Origin of the sequence: Streptomyces sp. NPDC086519 (genome assembly GCF_040686075.1) — a bacterium.
Taxonomy (GTDB): Bacteria; Actinomycetota; Actinomycetes; order Streptomycetales; family Streptomycetaceae; genus Streptomyces; species Streptomyces shenzhenensis.
Genome location: NZ_JBFBJL010000025.1, coordinates 57497 through 73235, shown reverse-complemented (window position 1 = coordinate 73235; position 15739 = coordinate 57497). Strand labels below are relative to the sequence as shown.

Below are 15739 nucleotides of genomic sequence, written 5' to 3'. Positions count from 1 at the left end.
CCGCAGCATGCCCGCCGTCCCGCACGTCGCGATCCTCGGCGCCGGCCCCGTCGGCCTGGACGCCGCCCTGGCCTGCGCCGACGCCGGCTGGCCGTTCACCGTCTACGAGAGCGCCGACGCCGTCGGTGCACACGTCCGCGCCTGGGGCCACGTCCGCCTGTTCACTCCCTGGGAGCTGAACGCGTCCCACCGGATGCGCGCCCACCTCTCCGACGCACCGTCGGACGGCGCCTGCCCCACTGGAGGCGAATTCGTCACCCGCCTCCTGCAACCCATCGCGGAACTCACAGAGTTGAAGAGCCGGATCCGCTACCGCACCCGCGTCGCCGCCATCGCCCGCACCGGCCTGCTCAAGCACGAGCAGATCGGCACGAAGGCCCGGGCCGCCGCCCCCTTCACCCTCCTCCTGGACACCCCGGACGGCGAGGACACCGCGAAGGCGACCCTGGTCCTGGACTGCACCGGCACCTACGCCCACCCCAACACCCTGGGCGACGGCGGCATCCCCGCCCCCGGCGAACGCGCCCTTGGCCACCGCATCACCCGCACCATCCCGGACACCACCGACCCAGCCCGCTGGCAGGGCACTGTCCTCCTCGTCGGTGCCGGGAAATCCGCCCAGACCGCCGCCCGCGACCTCGCGGCCCTGCCCGAGACCCGGCCCGTCTGGGCAATCCGCAGCCCTGCCCCCGACTGGGGCGTGGTCCCCGACGACACCCTGCCCGCCCGCCAGGAACTCGTCGACGCCTCCCAGGCGCTGGCCGACGGCACCGACGAACGGGTCAGCGTCCACACCGGCGTCCACGTGCAGTGCCTCATCCCTGACGGAGACCGCATCCGCGTGCGCCTCGCCGGCGCCGCAGGCACACCGGACGTACTCGCCGACCACGTCGTCTCCCTCACCGGCTACACCGGCGACCACACTCTCTACCGCCAACTCCAGGTCCATGAGTGCTACGCCACCGGCGCCCCCATGAACCTCTCCGCCGCGCTACTGGCCGCCTCCGGCACCACCGCGGACTGCCTGGCCCAGCCCGCACCCGGCATCGGCCAGCTCCGCAACCCCGAACCCGACTTCTACATCCTCGGCGCCAAGTCCTACGGCCGCCTCAGCACCTTCCTGCTGCGCACCGGCTACCAGCAGGTCGACGAGATCGTCGCCGCAAACGCCGACTGACGGTGCGCCCGCGGCCGAAGTGGGCGCCACTCACTGAATCCCAGGCCCGACCGGACGCCGTACCGGAATGGAATGCAACCGCCGCCCTGCCGGGTTCCCCTCCCGCACAACCGACGACAGCCCGGAGGCATTCACCATGAGCGACCCCGGGGCGGCGCCCACCGTGTCGGCCGTCCACGTGTACTGGCGCCCGGGCAGGACCCCCGCTGATCCCGCGCGTGCAGGCGGTCCTCAGGGACCGAGAGCGACGGCGGCTCCCCGGACGTCCGGACGGGACCGGGAGGACGACGCACTGTCGACGCGGCCGCGGAGCGTCACAGCGGTCGGTGCGTTCAGCGGACGCGCGCGGAAGGATCCTCGGCGGTGACAGCGCGGGATGCGAGCGGCCGACCGGTCACCAGCAGCGCGTCGACGGCGAGGGGATCCTCCTGGCCGTCACGGCGCCGGCCTGTCAGGCTGCCCGCCCAGCCCAGCAGGAAGGCCGCGGGCACGGAGATGACGGCGGGGTTGTTCTGGCCGAACCACGCGAAGTCGGCCGTCGGGATCAGTGCCGTCGGGCTGGCCGACACGGCAGAGGAGAACAGGTACAGGCCGATCGTCAGCGTTGTCCCGCCGTAGACCGTCCACAGCAGTCCCGTGCGGTTGAACCGGCTCCAGTAGAAGGTGTACAGCAGGGCCGGTGCCGCGGTCGACGCCGCCGCTGTCGTCGCGAGTTGGGTCAGGAAGCCGGCGGAGTGGCCCTGGGTGAGCACTGCGAGCGCGATGCCCAGGACGCCGAAGAGCGCCACGGCGACGCGGGCGGTGATCAGTTCGTCCGGTGGAGCCGACCGCCTGTGCCGCGCGACGTAGTGGTAGGAGTCGCGGGCGAGAGCGCCGGCAGCCGCCAGTGTGGTGCCGCCGACCACCGACAGAATGCACAGGAACAGAGCGCAGGCCACTGTGGTGAACATCAGTTCACCGAGACCGTTCCCCGTGCCCCCTGTCAGGCTCCGTGCCAGGAGCATCAGCGCGCCGTCGGAGCGCGTCTCCCCGCCGAAGATCTCACGAGTGCCGACCTCGGCCGCGGCCGTGAATCCCAGCAGTACCAAGGCGGTGCACAGGAGGGCGACGATTCCGGCTGCGTATCGGACGGAACGCCGCGCGGTGGCCGGATCCTTCATCGCGTAGACCCGGCTGAGGACGTGCGGCATGCAGGCGCTGCCCAGGACCAGCGCGAGCTGACCTCCGGCGAAGTCGAGGTGTGAGCTGCTCCCGAGGCCGATCGTGCCGCCGGGGGACAGATACCGGCTCCGCCGGGTGCTGCCCCGGGCGGCGGCGCCGATCAGGGCGTCGATGTCGCCGTGGAACGCCCGGACGGCGTAGGCGCAGATCACGAACATCGCCGTGCCGATCACCGTCACCGCCAGCACCTGCACCGATGTGAGTCCCTTGGCGCCGCTGAGCACACCGCAGGTGACGACCAGACAGCCGATCATCACCGTGCAGATCTTCTGGACGCCGATTCCAGTGAAGCCGAGCAGGGATGCGGTGATGCTGCCCGCGGACATCAGCTGCACGACCAGGAACGGCCCCGCCACGGCGAGCGTGGCCACCGCGGCGGCGATCCGCGGGGCCGTTCCGGGTACCCGTAGCGACAGGAGCTCGCCCAGCGTGCAAGCGCCGCTCAGCTGGATCGGCCGGGCGAGGAGGAGGAGCACCCCGAGGGACAGGAACATGCTGGTGGCCGTGGTGATGCCGTCGAAGCCCGCGGTCGCCACCACGCCGGTGACAGTGAGCAACAGGGAGGGCGACGTGAAGCTTCCGGCCAGTGCCAGCCCGCTCTTCCACGCAGGCAACGTTCGATCGCCCACGTAGAACTCCCGCGCGGAGTGCTCGCCCAGGCTGGAGAAGACCGTCAGGAAGAGGGTGAGCATCATGAACAGCATGAAGCCGATCAAGACATGACTCGTACTGCCGGAAGCGGCCAGGTCCAACGTCCCACCGGTCATCTCGCGTCCCCCATGCCGCCGTCGGCCGCTCTCGCACCGGACCGCGCGTACGCCTGCTGCCACGGGTCCAGCAGACGAGCGCAACGACGGTCGAAGCGCAGGGCCGTCACCAGCAGCAAGGCCGTCTGGGCGAAGCAGAGCAGCAGTCCCACGGTCACCTGGGTGCCGGGCAGCCTACGGGCCAGCAGATCGCCGGTCGTCGCGCCGAGAGCCAACGTGACGGCGAGGCCGATCGCGTTGGGCATCAGAAAGGCGCGGTCCAGCCGCAGGGCCTGCTGCCCTGCGTTGCGCAGGGCCGACGGGCCGCTCTGCGTGTCGAGGCCGTCCTGGTGTGCGGACGGGTGGGGTCTGTGACGCATCGGGTTTCTCCTGGTGGGTGAGTGAACCGCAGGGCCGAGTGTGGTCAGCTGCCGACGGCGGGTCCTTCCGTCCGGTCCGCCACCGGTCGGTCCGGGCCCGCCTCCGAAGGCGCGGCGAGTCTCTCGTCCTCGGACACGGCTGCGGCCCGGTCACTGCTCGGCCGTGCGCTCCGTTCACATCCGTACGGATGCGCGCGGCGCGGGGCACGACGATGTTGAACTGTACGGTTCAGTGCGCCTTATGCGTCAAGACCTGTACGTGACGGCTTTCGTGGGTCCGGCCGTCCGGGGCGTACCTGAGGCGTCTCCCCGCGCCCGGGGCCGGGGGTTGTCAAGCGAGGAGAGTCACGCCGAATGCCGTCCGATCGCGCCTGCGGCACGGACTGTCTCGTTATGCAGGACTGCTGTACTGTTTATCGGCTAGACCGCTCTTGGCGCCCTCCGGCGCGACGCCGCTGGTGCTCGTCGTCGGCGCGGGACCGGTCGGGTTGACCGCGGCCAACCTCCTGGGCGCGCTCGGTGTGCGCGTTCTGGCCGTCGAGCGTCCCGCCCCGGCATGTCGGCGTGTTCTCAACCTCCGACGGCGATCAGGCGGTCAGTGATCTTCTGTGCCGTCATCACCACCTTCTGAGCCAGTTCCGCCTCCGCTTCGGGAAACACCCTGGAGCCGAGCGCGGCGACGCTCACGGCGGCGACCACCTTCTGCTCGTCGTCGCGGATCGGTGCGGCCACGCCCGTCACATCGGGGTCGAGTTCGCCGCGGGTGACGGAGTATCCGGCGCGACGGATGTGCGCGAGCCGGTCCATGAGCGTGTCCACGTCGGTGAGCGTGGCCGGCGTGAAACGCCTCAGCTCGGCTGATTCCAGCAGTCGGCGAGCCTTGTCCTGCGGGATCCAGGCCAGCAGGACGAGCGCCGAGGCCCCGGCGTTGAGCGGGAGGGTACTGCCACGCTCGTAGGAGATCCGCACCGCCCGCGCGCGGGCCTCCGCACGGTCGACGCAGACGACCAGTTCCCCGGCACGACGGGTCAGGAGCACCGTCTCGCCCACGTCCTCCGACAGTTCGGTCATCGCCGGAACCGCGATCTCGGACAGTCCGTAGCTGCGCCGTGCCAGTCGGCCGATCTCCAGGACGCGCAGCCCGAGCCGGAAGCCACCGCCCGGTGCCTCCTCCAGGAACCGGCTGCTCACCAGGGACTGTAGATATCGGTAGGCGGTCGAACGGGCGACCCCCAGACGCTCGGCGACCGCGCTACCGGAAATGACGAGTTGGTCTTCGTCGAACATCATCAGGATGTCCAGGGCCCGGTCGGCCGTGGAATTGCGCTCGCGATAGCTGGGGGACGCTGATCCTGACATGGGAGACACCCTACCGGTCAGATGCCTTCCATCGATCGGAGGTCACAACCGGTCCTTGACGACGGTGTTGCGCAGCTCGCCGACTCCCTCGACGAACGTGACCAGCTGCTGCCCGGGGCGCAGGAAGACCTTGGGGTCACGTCCTGCCCCCACTCCGCCCGGTGTGCCGGTGGCGATCAGATCACCCGGCAGGAGCGTGATGATGGTGCTGATGTAGGCGATGGTCGTGGCGACGTCGAAGAGCAGGTCGGATGTGTTGGACTTCTGCACGGTGTGGCCGTCCACGCTGCAGCCGACGGTCAACCCCGAGGCTCCCGGGGGGAGTTCGTCCGGAGTGACGAGAGACGGCCCGACCGGCGTGGTCGCCTCGAACGTCTTCCCGGAGAGGAACTCCCGGGTGCGATGCTGCCAATCCCGTACGGTCACGTCGTTGACGACGGTGTAGCCGCCCACGCAGGCGAGCGCTCCGTCCCGGGCGACGTGCCTGGCTCGCCGTCCGATCACGACACCGAGCTCGGCCTCCCAGTCGAGGTCGTCGCTGACCGGCGGCATATGGATGTCGTCGTGGGCCCCGACCAGGGATCCGTCGTACTTCGCGAAGAGCGTCGGGTGGGTCGGGGTGGGCCGGCCCATCTCCTTGATGTGCGTGGCGTAGTTCAGGCCGAGGCAGACGATTTTGTTGGGGTGCGGGACGACGGGGGCGAGGGACACCGCGTCCAGCGGCATCCGCTTGCCGTCGGCCGCTGCCGCGCGGTGGTGCCAGTCCTCTCCGCTCGCCAGCAGGGCCCCGACGTCCGAGTGCGGCAGCAGGACCAGTTCGTCGCCCTCATGGCGGGCGGCGGCTGTGAGTTGCGCGCCGGAATCGGGGGCGGGCAGACGGACGGTACTCAGCCTCATGGTGGTTCTCCGGAGAAAGGGGATGAAACGGCGGCAAGGGTCGGCACTGCGGCCGAAGTCCTGGTGACGTTGGAGAGGGTTCGGGGCGCGAGGCGTTCGAGCCGCAGCGCCACGCGTTGGGCGTTCTGGGCGACCGGTGTCCGCGTTCCGCCCGACGAACGGAACGCGGGCGCCGTCGTTACTGGACCGGCTGGTAGGCGGGGCCGCCCTCGGTCAGCAGTCGCTCGGCCTCGGCGAAGATCTCCTCCGGGGGCAGGTCGAGGTCGAGCGACTTGCGGAAGGGCTGGCGCACGTCCCGCTCGACCCGGAGGTAGACCTCGTTGCGGTTACCCTCGGGATCGAAGAAGTAGATCCCGATGGCGTTGCCGTGGGTGACTTCCTGCTGGACCTTGATGCCCTCGGCGCGGAACCGGTGGTGGAACTCGATGATCGTCTCCAGCGAGTCGACCCTCCACGACACCTGGTGGGTCAGCTTGGCACCGGGAGGAGCGGTTCGGCCGCGCTGGAGCACGAACTCGTGGTGCTCCTCCGCGGGACGCGAGGAGAAGAACACGATGCCCCGCTCCTCGTCCTCGTCGGTCACGGTCAGTCCCATGACCCGGGTGTAGAAGTCACGCATCGTCTCCAGGTCGTCCACCCAGAAGCCGGTGTGTCCCAGGCCGGTGATAGCCATGGACTTCTCCTTTCGAAGCGTAGTGCGGCAGGCGCGTCAGTTCGCGTCGCCGCGGGCGGCCAGGGCTTGGTCGAACGTGGTCTGGTCGGCCCAGTTGCCGTGGAAGCCGAAGGGCACGCGGCTGGGCAGCTTCACCCGGGCCAGAGGGGTGCGTCGCAGGTCGGCGGCATCGTGGATGAGGAGTTCGCTCAGGCCGGTCTCGCGGTTCCACCACAGGGTGAGCAGGTAGCCGTCGTCCTCGGCGACGGCGTTCTCCCGGGCGACGAAGACCGGCTCGCCGGGGTTGGTGAGGTGGTCCGGTCCCTCGACGACCGTGGTGGAGTCGCGCAGGTGGTCGTGCTTGGCGAGACCGTCGCTGATGGTGTCGTCGGCCAGGTACCGGGTGGTGACGAAATATCCGTAGCGGTGCGGCCGGCCGGTGTAGGCGTCGTTGATCCTCGGGAACTCTCCGGCGACGCCGCCGACCATCTCCTCCGTCGCCCGGCCGGTCGCCAGGTCCACGCGCCAGCGGTGGGGCAGCGACGGCGGGAACCAGGAGTGGGAGGTCACCGGAGTCTCCAGCCGGTCAGCCGGAGTGCCCAGGCGGGTGATGCGATGCCCGTCGATGACGACCTGGCCGTCCTCCTCGTAGGCGTTGTAGAAGTGGGTGTTGGCCCAGTGGCCGCCCACCTCGTGCCAAGTGACGGCGTGTGTGTGCCGGTTCATGAGCACGATCTGCACGCCGTGCGGCAGCGATGCCTCGTCCCAGACCACGCCTGGCTCACCCCGCATGATGTGGTCGAGGCGGAACTGCGCCGGGGTGACGAAGAAGATCGCGTAGTTGTCGCTGACGGCGAAGTCGTGCATCAGCACCGGCACCTTGATGTCGAAGCTGTGGCTGTCGACGACGTGCCCGCTCTTCACGTCGGCCCGGTACCAGGTGATGGTCGGCCCGGTGGCGGCGAAGAAGAGCATGTCGCCGGTGTCGGGGTCGATCTTGTAGTGTGCGGTGCACAGGATGTCGATGCCACCGTGGAAGTCGTAAGTGCCGTACGTCTCCAGCGTTTCGGGGTGCATCGAGTACGGCAGGCCGCCCTCGAAGTAGACCAGCAGGTGGTCGTCGAAGATGCCCACGTTGGTGTTGGCGACGTTCTTCGCGGGTGGCGCGCCGTGCGGGAGCGGCGTCGCGCTGCCGCCGTTGGCGAAGCCGCTGTAGACCGCCTCGCCCTGCTCGACCTCGAACTTCATGGAGTCGGTCATCACCCAGCGGGTGCGGTAGGCGGCGCGCCCGTCGCGCAGGTAGATCCCGCAGACCATGCCGTCGCCCTCCCACCAGTGGTAGCGGTCGGGGTCGCGCGGTGCGAAGCGGGGGTTGGAGGAGATACGGAACAGTGCCCCGGCGAGGTCGCCCGGGATCTGCCCGTCCACCTCCAGGTCGTATGCGCTGTCCTCCTCCGTCCAGGGAGTGAACGGGCCTTCCAGGAACTTGTTGCCGGGTGCCCAGCCGGCGGCGTCCTGTGCGAGCCGTGGGGTCGGCGGGTGAGCGGTGGCCCGCGGCGCGATCGTCATGGGATCGGGCAGGTACGGGCCTTGCCCGGAAGAAGGTGTCATCTGGATACTCCAAGTGCGGGTGAGACGGGGGTGAGAGGCCGGGACGGGGGAGCGGAGCGGGGTCAGAAGGGGTAGTCGGGGATCTCGCCGCGGACGGTGACCCACTGCTGTTCGGTGAAGGCCTCGAGGTTGGCGAGGCTCCCTCCGTGACGGGAGCCGTTGCCGGACTCGCCGACGCCGCCGAACGGGATGGTCGCCTCGTCGTTCACGGTCTGGTCGTTGATGTGGACCAGTCCGGTGGGGATGCGGTCGGCCAGTGCCAGGCCCTTGGCCACGTCCCGGGTCAGGATGCCCAGCGACAGTCCGTACTCGGTGTCGGTGGCCAGCCGGACGGCCTCGTCGAGGTCGTGGAAGGGCACGACCGGGGCGACCGGACCGAAGATCTCCTCCGTGTAGGCGCGGGCGTCGAGCGGAACGTCGGCCAGCACCGTGGGCCGGTAGAACAGGCCCTCGTAGGTGCCGCCGGCGGCCAGACGCGCGCCCGCCGCCACGCTGTCGGTGACGATGGCGTGGGCGGCCCGCAGCTGCCGTTCGTCGATCATCGGGCCCAGCGCGACCTGCCCGGTGGCCGGGTCGCCGACCGGGGCGGCGTTCGCGTGCTGGGCCAGCAGCTCGGCGTACTCCTCGGCGACCGAGGCGTGCACCAGGTGGCGGCTGGAGGCCATGCACACCTGTCCGGCGTGGTGGAACGAGCCGAATGCGCCGGCAGAGACGGCCTTCTCCAGGTCCGCGTCGTCGAGGACGATCAGCGCCGAGTTGCCGCCGAGCTCCAGGTGGACGCGCTTCAACCGCTGCGCCGCCGCGGTGGCGATCGCCTTTCCGGCGCGGGTGGAGCCGGTGAAGGCGATGACGGGCACGCGCGGGTCGTCCACCAGCGCGGCGCCGACATCGGCGCCGCCGGGAAGCATGTGCAGCACGCCCGCGGGCAGGCCCGCTTCCTCGAAGACGCGGGCGATGGTGACGCCGCCGCACATGGCGGTGCGCGGGTCCGGCTTGAGTACGACGGCGTTGCCCAGCGCCAGGGCGGGGGCGACGGCGCGCATGGCCAGCACCATCGGCGCGTTGAACGGGGAGATCACCCCGACCACGCCCACCGGGCGCCGCCGCGCGAACGACAGCCGGTCCTCGATGGACCGAAGGACCTCTCCGTACGGAGCCGCCGCCAGCGCCGCGGCCTCGTAGCATTCCTCGGCAGCCCCGTTCGAGGTCTGGAAGTCGGCGAACGGGCGCACGGCACCTGACTCCCGCACGATCCATTCCGCGATCTCGGCATGGTGCTCCTCGAACAGGCGCGCCGCCCGCCGCAGCACCTGGGCCCGCTCGACGTACGGCCGCGCCGCCCAGTCGCGCTGAGCCTGCACCGCACGCTCCACGGCCCGCTCCAGGTCGGCGGGCGTGGCGGAGCCGACGCGGCCCAGCGTCTTGCCGGTGGCCGGCTCGGTGGAGTCGTACGTCTCCCCAGCCGCCTTGATCCACCCTCCCGAGAAGATCCGCTCCTGCCAGTCGCCGGCATCCAGGAAAGTCATGATGTCCCCTTCTCTGCAGGACGAGGTATTAGTGTCCTGCTATTCCGAACAGGCGTTTCGCTGACCAGGACACTCCCCTTTTGCTCGGGGAGATGTCAAGGGTCATGTTGACGTGCACTGTACGGTACAGTTTAGTTAGCCGCATGGCTACATCACTCGAGCAGCAGCCACGCCCCAGCAAACTTGTGGTCGGCCGGTTCCTGGCCGACGTCTTCGGCGCGAGAAACGCCGACGCGGTCGCCGACTACGTCGCCCCGGACCTGGTCCAGCACGGTGCAGACGCCCCGGACGGCGCGCAGGCGTTCGCCGATCTCCTGCGCCGCGAGTTCGCGAAACCGGCGGCGGACCAGGGCACGGCCGATGCCCCCGGGCTGCGGGACCCGGTGTTCGTCATCGGGGAGAACGACCTGGTCTGTGTCTGCCACTACATGCCGCAACCGGACCCGGACACCCCCGGCTCCACCTTCGACTACTACGCGTTCACCACCTACCGGGTCCGAGACGGACGTATCGCCGAGCGGTGGCCGTCGCTCAACAAGATCGCCCCACCGCTGCCTCCCGCATCGGGTACGCCGACACGAGCGACCACCGTGTCGTCATCCCCTTCGATCGACATCGAGGCGAACAAGCGCCTGGTGGTGGACTTCTACCGCTGCGTCTTCGATGCGCGGAACCCGGATGCGGTCAAGGACTTCGTCGCCGAGGACTACCTCCAGCACGTCTCCCACTACCCGCCCGGCAGGGCGGGGCTGGAGGAGTTCGTGCGCAGCCGATTCCCGGACGGTCCCGTTCCCACGCCCGCCGAGCCCCTCATCCCGCCGGCGCTGATCGTCGCCGAGGGCGACATCGTCGTTGTCGCCGGACTGCTCCCTCAGGCCGAACCCGGCGGAAACGGCGCGCTCTACCCGTACTACATGTACGACGCCTACCGCGTGCGCGGGCAACGGCTCGTCGAGCACTGGAGCGGCATCGACAAGTCCGCCCCGCCCAAGCCCCCCGGCCCTCCGCCCGCCGCCGGGACCTGATCGGTCGTCCACTCCTTCGGCCGATCCGCACTCGAATCACCCGCGTACCCAGAAAGGCTCACCCATGCCGAAATTGCACGTTGTCATCGGAAGCACCCGTCCCGGCCGACTGGGACTGCCCATCGGCCAGTGGGCGGCCCGGGCCGCGAAGGAGCACGGCGGCTTCGATGTCGAACTGGTCGACCTCGCCGAGTTCGACCTCCCGCTCCTCGACGAACCCGGTCATCCGCGGGCCGGTCAGTACACCCACGAGCACACGCTCAGGTGGAGCACCAAGGTGGACGAGGCCGACGCCTTCGTCTTCGTCACGCCCGAATACAACTCCGGTCCTCCTGCCGCGCTGCTCAACGCCGTTTCCTACCTGTACCGGGAGTGGCTCTACAAGCCCGTCGGATTCGTCAGCTACGGCGGCGTCGCGGCCGGCCTGCGTTCCGTGCAGGTGTTCAAGGAGGTCGCGACGGCTCTCAAGATGATGCCGATTCCCGAGACCGTGGCCATCCCGTTCGTCTTCAAGTTCATGGGGGAGGGCGGTTTCCGCGCCGACGAGCCGCTGGAGGCCGCCTCCACGATGATGCTCGACGAACTGCTGCGCTGGACCGAGGCCCTGCAGCCCCTGCGCCTGAACCCGCCGGCGCCGCCCGCGCTGCCGCTGCCGGGGGCACCCGTGTCGCGGGGCTAGGCCGTGTCTTCAAAAGATCTTGAGTGGTGGATCATGCTCGGGTGATACGTCGCCGCCATGAACTGTCCGATGCCGAGCGGGAGTTCGTCGGACCGCTGCGGCCGGTGTCCCTGCGGGGCCGGAAGCGGCTGGACGACCGCAAGGTGCTCGTCGGGATCGTGTGGAAGGTCCGTACCGGGACGGCCTGGCGGGACGTGCCGGACCGGTACGGCACGTGGGCCGCGCTGCACACCCGCTTTCGCCGGTGGGCGCTGGACGGCACCTTCGAGCGCATGCTCCGGGCCGCCCGGGCGCACGAAGACGAGGCCGGGGACGTCGCGTGGCTGGTGCCGGTCGGCCGCAGTCCCGGCCTCGGACGCTCCGAGGCGGCCTGACCAGCAGAATCCACCTCGCCTGCGAGATCTGCAAGTGTCGTAACGTGGTGAACGGTGCTTCAACCGCCTGAAGCAGTGGCGCGGTATTGCTACCCGCTACGGCAAGACGGCCGAGTCGTACCAGGCAGCCGTCACCCTCGCATCGCTCCTGATACGGGCGTGACATTCGCAGACAACTCCTGGCGCCGGCCGGGACCCGACAACGCCCGGGAGGGCACGCGCGGCGCGTGCCCTCCCGGGATCTTTTGCGGCAGCCGCCGTTACAGGTTGGCTGTGCGGTCCGCTACGCGGCCGGCTTCCGGCTTGCCGGCGTTCGGACTTACGGCGGGGCTCGGATAGCGCGGCAGGAAGAGCGACAGGGCGAGGACGATCAGGCCTGCGGCGGTGAGCGCGACGAGCGTCGCGGTGTATCCGCCGGTGCTCTCCGCGGCTCCCTGCGCGAGCACCGGGAAGAGTCCGATGCCGACGAGGCTGACGATGCCCAGGGTGATGCCCTGGATCTGGGCGAAGGCCCGCATACCGAAGTAGCACCCCACGAAGTACGGTCCGGTGGTGGACTCCGCTCCGGTCACGACACCGAGCAGGGCCATGGTGAGGAACAGGGCCCACATACCTCCCGTGGCGGCGAAGACCGTGACCGTGCCCAGCACCAGGCACACCATGAACGGCACGAAGGCGCGAGGTGTGCGCGACCGGTCGAGAACCATGCCCGCGAGGATCTGCCCGGCGACGGAGGTCACCAGCATGACCGACACCGACAGTGACACCTCGGTCGCGGAATAGCCGCGCTCGCCGAAGAGCGACACGGCGTTCAGACGCACACTCATCGCCACAGCTGCCGCCACGGTCAGCACCAGCACCATGTACCACCAGGCCCGGGTCCTGAGCGCCCGGCTCAGCGGGAGGCCGGGCAGGTCCGTGTGCGCCGGGCGGCCCTTTGCCTCAGGCAGGACGGCCTTCTCATGGGTGAGCGGTGCCGAGGCGGGCTCGTACATCAGGAAATACTGGGCGGGGAAGACGATCAGCAGGATGCATCCGCCGATCAGCAGGTAGGTCGTCCGCCAGCCGAAGTGGTCGATGGACAGCTGGCTCAGGGGTGCGAGGGCGGCACCGGCAAGGCTGGAGGTCGCGCCGATGAGCATGGAGTAGCCCAGCCCGCGGTGGTGGGGGAACCACTCCGAAACGACCTTGTAGACCACGCCGAGAATGGAGGTGTATCCCAGCGCCGTGCTCACCAGCAGGATCGCCGTCAGTACGAGGCCGTTCGCGCCGACGAGCGCCACCGCGGCCGTCGCGAGCGCATAGAGGGCGGTGCCCGGAACGGCGACCGCCCGGGCTCCCCAGCGGTCGACGAGACGGCCGGCCAGGGGCAGCACGAAGGGGGCGGCCACGGTGGGAATGTTGAAGATGCTCAGCGTTTCCGAGTGGGACCAGCCGAAGTCCTTGGCGACCGGGTCGATGAGGAACGTGACGGTGGTGACGAGAGCCGGGGGACTCAGGACCATGGCGAGCACACAGGCGATGGCTGCTTTCCACGCCGGTGTGGGATAGCCGCGCAATGCGGACAAGGACTCCCGCAGGGAGGCGGGGACAGGGACACCCGGCCGGCCGGGTGGAGCGACTTCCAGGGGGGATTGGGGCGCGGACATCGTCGTCCTTCCTCACGCAAGGAGATGGCGGCCGCCGGCTGAGCGGGCGGGGCGGTCTCGTGCTGCCAGTGGCTCGCTGAGGGCGTCGAGCGCCGAGCGACACTCCGATCGATGAACTGTACGGTCCAGTGCATTCAATCGGTCAAGAGGCCTGCGTGAAACGAATTGCCGTCGCCGCCCCCATGGGGGCCAGGGAGAGGCCGGAGCGTGCGGTGTTCGGGCCTCCCGCGGGAGTGCTCGGGAAGGCCGTGGCGCGGAAGGTCCCGCCTTCCGCGCTCGGCACCTGTCAGGGCGACAGCCAGGGGAAGACCTGGATGATCGCGGAGTCGGGCACATCCGGCCGGTCGTCGGCGCTCAGGCCCCGCAGGAAGATGGCCGTCGCCCATCTGGCGTACGCCTCCAGGTGGGCCGGGTCGCGGTGGGCCTCCAGATCCAGCAGCGCGTCCATCTGGGGTCCTGCCGCCGTCATGCGCACGAACAGTCCGGCGTAGGCCTCCGCGTCGGAAAGGACATAGCCGCGCTGCCGCGCATCTTCGCGCAGCGCCACGGCAACCAGATCGACGACATGGGGTACGCCGAGGGACCGAAGCGTCTCGGTCAGCTCGGGGCGCCGGGCCGCCTCGACCGTCAGGACTCGAATGAAGGCCAGATAGTTGGGGGCGGTCGTGGCCAGGAGGACCTTCAGGGCGATGCGCGCCAGCCTCTCCTGGGGGTCGTCGACGGAGGCAAGCATCGTCTGGTCCAGATCGAAGTCAAGGGAGGACCCTCCGCGGGCGATCACCGCGCGGAACAGCTCCAGCTTGTCGCCGAAGTGGGCGTAGACAGTCGTCTTCGAGACGCCGGCCTGCGCCGCCACGGCATCCATCGAGGTTTGGTCGAAGCCGAGTTCGAGGAACAGCTCGACGGCCGCGTCGAGAATGGACTCCCGCTTGCTCTGCCGTCCCCTCGCGCCCGCGCGCTGGGGACGCTCCCGTTCAGCCATCTCACTCCTCGCCGAATCCCGGCCCTGGTGGGAGCCGGTGCACATCTCATCTCTTGACCATTCAGTGAACCCTACCGTACGGTTCAACTGGACTGAACAGTGCAGTACAGTTAGTCGTGAAGGAGCCTGATGAGCAAGCCACCCCCGCCGACCCCGTCCGAAGCCGAGCCGGTCGTCACCGCGGTCGAACGGCGCCCCTCGCCGCACCTCAGCGACCGCGGCCGGCAGATCCGGGATGAGGCACGCGCCCTCGTCCCCCTGCTGCGTGAGGAAGCACGGGACGGAGAAGAACTCGGCGCCCTGCCGCCTGAGACGCTGAGGGCGATCCACGAAGCGGGTGTCTTCAAGACCGCGCTGCCCGTCGAGCTGGGTGGCTATGCTCTCGGGGCGCGAGACACCGTGGAGGTCATCACGGCGCTCGGCGAAGGCGACGGATCCGCCGCCTGGACGGTCTTCGTGGCCGGCGGCATCCGCAATGTCCTCGGCTTCCCCCAGCAGACCGTCGACGAGGTCTTCAAGGAGATCGACACCTGGATCGGTCCGCTGGTCGTCGGTGCCTCGGTGTTCTCCACCAGCGTGGGATCGGCCCGCCGGGCCGACGGCGGGTGGCTGGTCTCCGGCAAGTGGGCGTTCGGCAGCGGCTGCAAGCACGCGGCCTGGGCGGCCGTAGGAGTGACCTACGAGGACTCGGCAGGGCGGCCGGGCCGGGGGATGGCACTGCTGAGCCGCGAGCAGTACACGATCCTGGACGACTGGAAGGTCATGGGCCTGAAGGCCACCTCCAGCAACAGCATCACCGCCGAAGGGGAGGCGTTCGTCCCCGACCACCGCTTCGTCGACCTGGCCGACTTCCCCGCGGTCATGGACAGCGTGCGAAACCGCTACGCCGGCATCGGCTTCCGCAACGACACGCGCGCGCTCATGCTGATCACCTGTCTCAGCAACGTGGCCGTCGCACTCGGCATGGCCCGCGGCACCCTGGACTGCTTCGTGGAGCAGGCGACGGTCCGCAAGCCGTTCAACCTGCCCTACCCCACCGTGGCGGACATGCCGTCGACGCAGGTGGCCGCCGGTACGGCCCGCGCGATGATCAACGCCGCGGAGGCGACCGTCTTCGGTCACGCCGACGAGGTGGACCGCCGCGCCCTGGCCGGGATCGGGTTCACGGGCGCCGAGGAGTCCGAGATCACGATGGACCTCGTCTACGCGGTGCGGCTGTGCGCGGACGCTATCGACAAACTCCAACTCAGCCTCGGTTCCTCCACGGTGAGCCTCAAGAACCCGATCCAGCGCTTCGCGCGGGACGTACGCGTGCTGGCCACCCACGGCGCGATCCGCTTCGACCCGCTGGCCGAACTCAGCGGCCGCCAGCTCCTCGGGTTCGAGCCGTTTCCCATGTTCGCCGGCGGCGTGCCCCAGGTGGGCTGAGCCGGCCGCCACGCAGCAAGAAAGAAGGTGAGG

15 protein-coding genes and 1 pseudogene are annotated in these 15739 nt (G+C 69.7%); 7 read left to right on the top strand and 9 right to left on the bottom strand.

Annotated features, from left to right (window positions below; genetic code table 11):
* Nucleotides 1–7 precede the first annotated feature (7 nt).
* Complete coding sequence (locus tag AB0P24_RS23985; RefSeq protein WP_365797198.1) at nt 8–1177, top strand: NAD(P)-binding domain-containing protein; 1170 nt, start codon at nt 8–10, stop codon at nt 1175–1177.
* A gap of 332 nt (nt 1178–1509) precedes the next feature.
* Here the strand turns inward: AB0P24_RS23985 and AB0P24_RS23980 are convergent, their stop codons facing one another.
* Both AB0P24_RS23980 and AB0P24_RS23975 read right to left on the bottom strand, forming a co-directional pair.
* Nucleotides 1510–3114: a hypothetical protein gene (locus tag AB0P24_RS23980; protein WP_365797196.1), complete on the bottom strand. Its 1605-nt coding sequence runs from the start codon at nt 3112–3114 to the stop codon at nt 1510–1512.
* A 47-nt stretch (nt 3115–3161) separates the two neighbouring features.
* Nucleotides 3162–3524 carry a hypothetical protein gene (locus AB0P24_RS23975; RefSeq protein WP_365797194.1) on the bottom strand — a complete coding sequence of 121 codons (363 nt, stop codon included), beginning with the start codon at nt 3522–3524 and terminating at the stop codon, nt 3162–3164.
* Between the two features lie 458 nt (nt 3525–3982).
* On the opposite strand from AB0P24_RS23975, the gene AB0P24_RS23970 reads away from it, so the two are divergent.
* Nucleotides 3983–4126 carry an FAD-dependent monooxygenase gene (locus AB0P24_RS23970; RefSeq protein ID WP_365797317.1) on the top strand — a complete coding sequence of 48 codons (144 nt, stop codon included), beginning with the start codon at nt 3983–3985 and terminating at the stop codon, nt 4124–4126.
* Here AB0P24_RS23970 and AB0P24_RS23965 read toward each other — a convergent pair.
* From AB0P24_RS23965 to AB0P24_RS23945, 5 genes are all read right to left on the bottom strand, one after another.
* Complete coding sequence (locus tag AB0P24_RS23965) at nt 4095–4883, bottom strand: IclR family transcriptional regulator (RefSeq protein WP_365797192.1); 789 nt, start codon at nt 4881–4883, stop codon at nt 4095–4097. The two genes, AB0P24_RS23970 and AB0P24_RS23965, sit on opposite strands and share 32 nt — an antisense overlap.
* A gap of 42 nt (nt 4884–4925) precedes the next feature.
* Nucleotides 4926–5780, bottom strand: a complete 855-nt coding sequence (locus AB0P24_RS23960; protein WP_365797190.1) for a fumarylacetoacetate hydrolase family protein — start codon at nt 5778–5780, stop codon at nt 4926–4928.
* 178 nt (nt 5781–5958) lie between these two features.
* Nucleotides 5959–6453, bottom strand: a complete 495-nt coding sequence (locus AB0P24_RS23955) for a VOC family protein (protein ID WP_365797188.1) — start codon at nt 6451–6453, stop codon at nt 5959–5961.
* Between the two features lie 36 nt (nt 6454–6489).
* The gene (locus AB0P24_RS23950; protein ID WP_365797186.1) at nt 6490–8043 is read right to left on the bottom strand and encodes a carotenoid oxygenase family protein; all 1554 of its coding nucleotides are present in this window, start codon (nt 8041–8043) and stop codon (nt 6490–6492) included.
* A gap of 62 nt (nt 8044–8105) precedes the next feature.
* A complete protein-coding gene (locus AB0P24_RS23945; RefSeq protein WP_365797184.1) occupies nt 8106–9569 on the bottom strand; it encodes a benzaldehyde dehydrogenase in 1464 nt (487 codons plus the stop codon).
* 143 nt (nt 9570–9712) lie between these two features.
* On the opposite strand from AB0P24_RS23945, the gene AB0P24_RS23940 reads away from it, so the two are divergent.
* From AB0P24_RS23940 to AB0P24_RS23925, 4 genes and pseudogenes are all read left to right on the top strand, one after another.
* Nucleotides 9713–10594, top strand: a complete 882-nt coding sequence (locus tag AB0P24_RS23940; protein WP_365797182.1) for a nuclear transport factor 2 family protein — start codon at nt 9713–9715, stop codon at nt 10592–10594.
* A 64-nt stretch (nt 10595–10658) separates the two neighbouring features.
* Nucleotides 10659–11273 (top strand): NAD(P)H-dependent oxidoreductase, encoded by a 615-nt coding sequence (locus AB0P24_RS23935; protein WP_365797180.1) that lies wholly within the window; start codon nt 10659–10661, stop codon nt 11271–11273.
* 41 nt (nt 11274–11314) lie between these two features.
* Nucleotides 11315–11647 (top strand): transposase, encoded by a 333-nt coding sequence (locus AB0P24_RS23930; protein ID WP_365797178.1) that lies wholly within the window; start codon nt 11315–11317, stop codon nt 11645–11647.
* A 49-nt stretch (nt 11648–11696) separates the two neighbouring features.
* A pseudogene (locus AB0P24_RS23925) lies at nt 11697–11810 on the top strand (IS5/IS1182 family transposase); the annotation flags it as partial.
* 97 nt (nt 11811–11907) lie between these two features.
* Here the strand turns inward: AB0P24_RS23925 and AB0P24_RS23920 are convergent.
* Together AB0P24_RS23920 and AB0P24_RS23915 are read right to left on the bottom strand one after the other, a co-directional pair.
* Nucleotides 11908–13215 carry an MFS transporter gene (locus AB0P24_RS23920; protein ID WP_365797176.1) on the bottom strand — a complete coding sequence of 436 codons (1308 nt, stop codon included), beginning with the start codon at nt 13213–13215 and terminating at the stop codon, nt 11908–11910.
* Between the two features lie 367 nt (nt 13216–13582).
* Nucleotides 13583–14278 carry a TetR/AcrR family transcriptional regulator gene (locus tag AB0P24_RS23915; protein WP_365797174.1) on the bottom strand — a complete coding sequence of 232 codons (696 nt, stop codon included), beginning with the start codon at nt 14276–14278 and terminating at the stop codon, nt 13583–13585.
* Nucleotides 14279–14407: 129 nt separating this feature from the next.
* Between AB0P24_RS23915 and AB0P24_RS23910 the strand changes: the two genes are divergently transcribed.
* On the top strand, nt 14408–15706 hold the full coding sequence (locus tag AB0P24_RS23910) for an acyl-CoA dehydrogenase family protein (protein WP_365797172.1): 1299 nt from the start codon (nt 14408–14410) through the stop codon (nt 15704–15706).
* Nucleotides 15707–15739 lie beyond the last annotated feature (33 nt).